The 4,753-nt window shown below is 62.0% G+C and carries 6 protein-coding genes; 4 read left to right on the top strand and 2 right to left on the bottom strand.

Translation table 11 applies throughout. The features are described from left to right. A partial coding sequence (locus AC1D1Z_RS34240; RefSeq protein WP_477853235.1) for an isocitrate lyase/phosphoenolpyruvate mutase family protein occupies positions 1-381 on the top strand: 381 nt, incomplete at its 5' end. Positions 382-448: 67 nt separating this feature from the next. Here the strand turns inward: AC1D1Z_RS34240 and AC1D1Z_RS34235 are convergent. Both AC1D1Z_RS34235 and argB read right to left on the bottom strand, forming a co-directional pair. Further along, complete coding sequence (locus AC1D1Z_RS34235; protein ID WP_018244544.1) at positions 449-1,597, bottom strand: alpha-hydroxy acid oxidase; 1,149 nt, start codon at positions 1,595-1,597, stop codon at positions 449-451. Between the two features lie 69 nt (positions 1,598-1,666). Next, positions 1,667-2,554, bottom strand: coding sequence for an acetylglutamate kinase (gene argB, locus AC1D1Z_RS34230; RefSeq protein WP_018068726.1), 888 nt, complete (start codon positions 2,552-2,554; stop codon positions 1,667-1,669). Between the two features lie 143 nt (positions 2,555-2,697). Here argB and AC1D1Z_RS34225 point away from each other — a divergent pair, with 143 nt between their 5' ends. From AC1D1Z_RS34225 to AC1D1Z_RS34215, 3 genes are all read left to right on the top strand, one after another. Next, on the top strand, positions 2,698-3,237 hold the full coding sequence (locus tag AC1D1Z_RS34225) for a sigma-70 family RNA polymerase sigma factor (RefSeq protein WP_018244545.1): 540 nt from the start codon (positions 2,698-2,700) through the stop codon (positions 3,235-3,237). Further along, on the top strand, positions 3,234-3,953 hold the full coding sequence (locus AC1D1Z_RS34220) for an anti-sigma factor (RefSeq protein WP_018447749.1): 720 nt from the start codon (positions 3,234-3,236) through the stop codon (positions 3,951-3,953). Before AC1D1Z_RS34225 ends, AC1D1Z_RS34220 begins: the two co-directional genes overlap by 4 nt. Before the next feature lie 128 nt (positions 3,954-4,081). Then, positions 4,082-4,636 (top strand): fasciclin domain-containing protein, encoded by a 555-nt coding sequence (locus AC1D1Z_RS34215; RefSeq protein ID WP_018244547.1) that lies wholly within the window; start codon positions 4,082-4,084, stop codon positions 4,634-4,636. The last annotated feature ends 117 nt before the right edge of the window (positions 4,637-4,753 follow it).

Raw genomic sequence — 4,753 nt, 5'->3', positions numbered from 1 at the left:
GCCCGCATCCGGGCCATTCGCGCCATGGCGGAAGGCAAGGGCATTGCCTTCTTCATCAATGCCCGCACCGATCTCTTCCTGGCCGAGAGCGATCTTTCCAAACATGCCGGTCTGGTGGACGAGGCGATCGAGCGAGGCAAGGCCTATGCGGCCGCCGGCGGCAGCGGCTTCTTCGTTCCCGGTCTGATCGATCCCGCCTTGATCGAGAAGATCTGCGCCTCATCGCCGCTGCCGGTCAACATCATGATGCGGACAGGCGCCCCTGACGTGAAGACGCTCGCCAAGCTCGGTGTCGGCCGCGTCAGCTATGGTCCGGGGCCCTACCGGTCGATGATGGAAAAGTTGAAACAGGAGGCGGCGGCGATTTATAGCCTGCTCTGACGTCGAATGCCCGAGGGCCGCAGATTTGATGCGAAAGGCTGCGGCCCGGAATGAAATCTCGTTCTGCTCAGGAACGGAAGCGCAGATTCCGCCGGCTGAGCTGGCTGACCGAGGTGCAGCCCATCAGCTTCATGCCGCGCTCGATCTCGGTACGCATCGTTTCCAGCGCCCGTTCGACGCCGGGCTGTCCGGCAGCGGCAAGCGGGAAGAGATAGTAGCGCCCGAGCCCGACGGCCTTCGCCCCCAGCGACAGCGCTTTAAGAACATGCGTTCCCCGCTGCACGCCGCCATCCATCATCACGTCGATCCGGTCGCCCACGGCGTCGACGATCTCGGCCAACTGGTCGAATGCGCTGCGCGAGCCGTCGAGCTGGCGCCCGCCATGATTGGAAAGCACGATGCCGCTGCAGCCGATCTCGGCCGCGCGCTTGGCGTCTTCGACCGACATGATGCCCTTCAGGCAGAATGGCCCGCCCCATTCGCGCACCATCTCCGCCACGTCGTCCCATGACATCGAGGGGTCCAGCATCTCGGTGAAGTATCGGCTGATCGACAGCGCGCCGCCATCCATCTTGACGTGGTTTTCGAGCTGCGGCAGCCGGAAGCGCTCGTGCGTCAGCCAGTCGATCGCCCAGGAAGGCTTGATCGCGAACTGGGTCATGCCGGCAAGATTGAGCTTGAAGGGAATGGCAAAGCCGGTGCGCTTGTCGCGCTCGCGGTTGCCGCCGGTGATGCTGTCGACCGTCAGCATCATCGCCTGCACGCCGGCATTTTTCGCTCGCGCCATCATCTCGCGGTTGAGGCCGCGGTCCTTGTGGAAATAGAACTGATAGACCTGCGGCCCGTTGCTGATCCGTCTCGCTTCCTCCAGGCTGATCGTGCCGAGGGAGGAGACGCCGAACATCGTGCCATGTTTAGCCGCCGCCGCCGCGACCGCCCGCTCCCCCTGGTGGTGAAAAAGGCGTTGCAATGCCGTCGGAGAGCAATAGACCGGCATTGCGAGCTTCTGCCCCATGACGGTCACCGACATGTCGACCTCGGCCACACCGCGCAAAACGTCGGGCACCAGATCGCAAGCCTCGAAGGCCGCCGTATTGCGCCGGTACGTCACCTCGTCATCGGCACCGCCGTCGATATAGTCGAATATTGGTCCGGGAAGACGCCGTTTGGCCATGCGCCGGAAATCGTGAAAATTATAGCAGTCTGTCAGGCGCATTTCTTTCCCCGATACCCTGTTCCCGTGTGAGGAAGATCCGCCCTTCGCAAGTGAAGGGCGCAGCCTCGATCAGGGAACGATCAGTGTTCCGACGCCGTGCTCGGTGAAGATCTCGAGCAGCACGGAATGGGCGGTCTTGCCGTTCAGGATGACCACGCCCTGCACGCCGGCCTTGATCGCATCGATGCAGGTCTCGACCTTCGGGATCATGCCGCCCGAAATCGTGCCGTCGGCGATCAGAGCATGCGCTTCGGCGACGGAAAGCTCTTTCAGGAGCTGGCCGTTCTTGTCGAGCACGCCGGGCACATCGGTGAGGAACAGCAGCCGGGTGGCGTTCAGCGCGCCGGCAATGGCGCCGGCAAAGGTATCGGCGTTGATATTGTAGGTGGCGCCGTCTCGGCCAGGAGCCACGGGGGCGATGACCGGGATCATCTCGGAGCGGGCGAGCAGATCGAGCAGCGTGCGGTCGACCTCGACCACTTCGCCGACGAATCCGAGATCGAGCACGCGCTCGATGTTCGAATCCGGATCCTTGACGGTCTTGCGCGCCTTTTCGGCGAAGACCATGTTGCCGTCCTTGCCGCAAAGGCCGATCGCCCATTCGCCGGTCTGGTTGATGAGCGCGACGATTTCCTTGTTGATCGAGCCGGCGAGCACCATCTCGACGATCTCGACCGTCTTCTGGTCGGTGACGCGAAGCCCGCCCTCGAATTTCGATTCGATGCCCATCTTGCTCAGCATGGCGCCGATCTGCGGGCCGCCGCCATGAACGACGATCGGGTTGACGCCGGACTGCTTCAAAAGGGCGATGTCGCTGGCAAAGGCCTTGCCGAGCTCGGGATTGCCCATGGCGTGGCCGCCATATTTCACGACAATCGTCTTGTTCTCGTAACGCTGCATGAAGGGCAGTGCCTTGGCCAGAAGCCGTGCCTGCATTTCGCTTTCGGTTTCGTTCATGGGAACCCCGCAGAATTGTTCGCGGCCTTTTATCGTAAGTTTCTGACAGAGGGAATAATCCAGAGGGCAATAGTTTTTCGTATCTGGCGCGGAGCCGGACGCCGTTACCGTCTGGCGCACGCAAGCTTGAGATGAGGAACGGCATGCAAGGCGATGACATCGCAGACCTGATCGGCCGCGTCGCACTCGGCGATCGCAGGGCTTTCGTGGCCCTCTACAATCAGACCGGACCGAAACTTTTCTCGATCTGCCTGCGTATCTTGAAGGATCGCACGGAAGCCGACGAGGCCCTGCAGGAAGTCTATATCAGCATCTGGCAGCGCGCACGCAGCTTCTCCGTCGCCTCGGGTTCGTCATCGGCATGGCTGGCTGCGATTGCCCGCAACCGGTCGATCGATGCGCTGCGGGCGCGCAAGCCCGTCGCCGACGAATTGGACACGGTCTATGATCTTGCCGATGCCGGGCCCGACCCGGAAATGCAGACGGTGACGAAGGATGAAGGAAGGCGGATTGACACCTGCATGGAAGAGTTGGAAGCTGATCGTGCGGTCGCGGTGAAACGGGCTTATGTCGAAGGGCTGAGCTATCAGGAACTGGCCGATCAGTTTGGTGTCCCGCTGAACACGATGCGGACCTGGCTCAGGCGCAGCCTCTTGAAACTGAGAGAGTGCATGGAACGATGACATCGCCCGACAAAAGCAAGGGAGACCGCTCCCGCGACGAGGTTCTCGCCGGCGAATATGTGCTTGGCGTCCTGTCGCTGCAGGATCGCCGGGTGGTGGAAGAGCGCATGCGCCACGATCGGCCTTTCGCTGCGATCGTCAGCCGTTGGGAAACCAACCTCTCCTCCTTCAATGACGAGTATGAAGCCGCCGCTCCGAACCGGGAAACCTTCAAGCAGATCGAGGCGCGGCTTTTCGGCGATGGCCAAAGGCCCGCATCCTTTTCGCAAGGGCTCTGGAATTCCGCCGTATTCTGGCGTTCGCTGAGCTTTGCTTGCATCGTCGTCGCCGTCAGCGCCGTCATCTTCGCTTCCGGCGTGGTGCCGGAGCCGCAGGGACCGGCACCGCTGGTAGCCTCGCTTTCGGGCCAGAACAGCACCATCAATCTTCTCGCCTCCTATGAGTTGCAGAGCGGCCGGCTGAAGATCGTGCCGGTCGCCGCCGGCAAGCCGGAGGAGAAGTCGCTGGAACTCTGGCTGGTACCGGGCAGCGGCATGACGAGATCGCTCGGCGTCTTCCAGCCGGGCGAAAGCGGTGAACTTGTCATTCCCGCCGATCTGCGCAGCCAAGTCGCCGATGGCGCAACGCTTGCCGTCAGCCTCGAACCCTTCGGCGGCTCGCCGACCGGACAGGCGACCGGTCCGGTGATCGCAAGCGGTCCCTTGCACAGGCCGTAAATCGGGCGCCGGCCGTGAGATCATTTTCTCTTGTCTGAAACTCTTCGGCGCGGCCCTCCGTAGTTCGAATTGTCCGGACGACGCTCAGGCATAAAGCCCCGCGGATGGTGTCCGGTGAGGAGAAAATCATGATCAAGTCCGTATTGCGCGGCTTCGCGCTCGCCACAGCCATGTCCGCCGTCGCCTTTGCTGCCGCCAAGAACCCGGTGGTCGGCGGTGCTGCGATGTTCGATAGCAAGAACATCATCGAGAACGCCGTGAACTCCAAGGATCACACGACGCTGGTCGCCGCCGTCAAGGCCGCCGGCCTGGTCGGCACGCTCGAGGGCAAGGGCCCCTTCACCGTCTTTGCGCCGACCAACGAAGCCTTTGCCGCGCTGCCGAAAGGCACCGTCGATACGCTGCTGAAGCCGGAAAACAAGGCGACGCTGACTAAGGTTCTGACCTGCCACGTCGTTGCTGCCGATGCGATGGCCAAGACCGTTGCCAAGATGATCAAGGATGACGGCGGCGAGCACGACATCAAGACCGTCGGCGGCTGCGTGCTGAAAGCCAAGGAGAGCATGGGCAAGATCACGTTGACCGATGAAAACGGCGGCGTCTCCCATGTGACGATTGCCGACGTCAAGCAGTCGAACGGCGTCATTCACGTCGTCGACAAGGTGCTGCTGCCGAAGATGTAAGCCCGCTGGTATCGGCAGACACATTGGGGCGCTCTTGGGGCGCCCCAAACACAAATCGATGTGGTGGCTAGCGCATAACCCCGAAAATCGGAATCGATTTTCGGAAAGGCTCTAGCG

It is taken from the genome of Rhizobium sp. P1_E1 (genome assembly GCF_056406015.1).
The sequence above is the reverse complement of the archived record's forward strand: the minus strand, read 5'-3'. Positions and strand labels throughout refer to the sequence as shown.

Coding starts and splice junctions, on each gene's coding strand:
- AC1D1Z_RS34235 (WP_018244544.1), bottom strand. CDS start 1,597: ATGCGCCTGACAGACTGCTATAATTTTCACGATTTCCGGCGCATGGCC.
- AC1D1Z_RS34220 (WP_018447749.1), top strand. CDS start 3,234: ATGACATCGCCCGACAAAAGCAAGGGAGACCGCTCCCGCGACGAGGTT.
- AC1D1Z_RS34225 (WP_018244545.1), top strand. CDS start 2,698: ATGCAAGGCGATGACATCGCAGACCTGATCGGCCGCGTCGCACTCGGC.
- AC1D1Z_RS34215 (WP_018244547.1), top strand. CDS start 4,082: ATGATCAAGTCCGTATTGCGCGGCTTCGCGCTCGCCACAGCCATGTCC.
- argB (WP_018068726.1), bottom strand. CDS start 2,554: ATGAACGAAACCGAAAGCGAAATGCAGGCACGGCTTCTGGCCAAGGCA.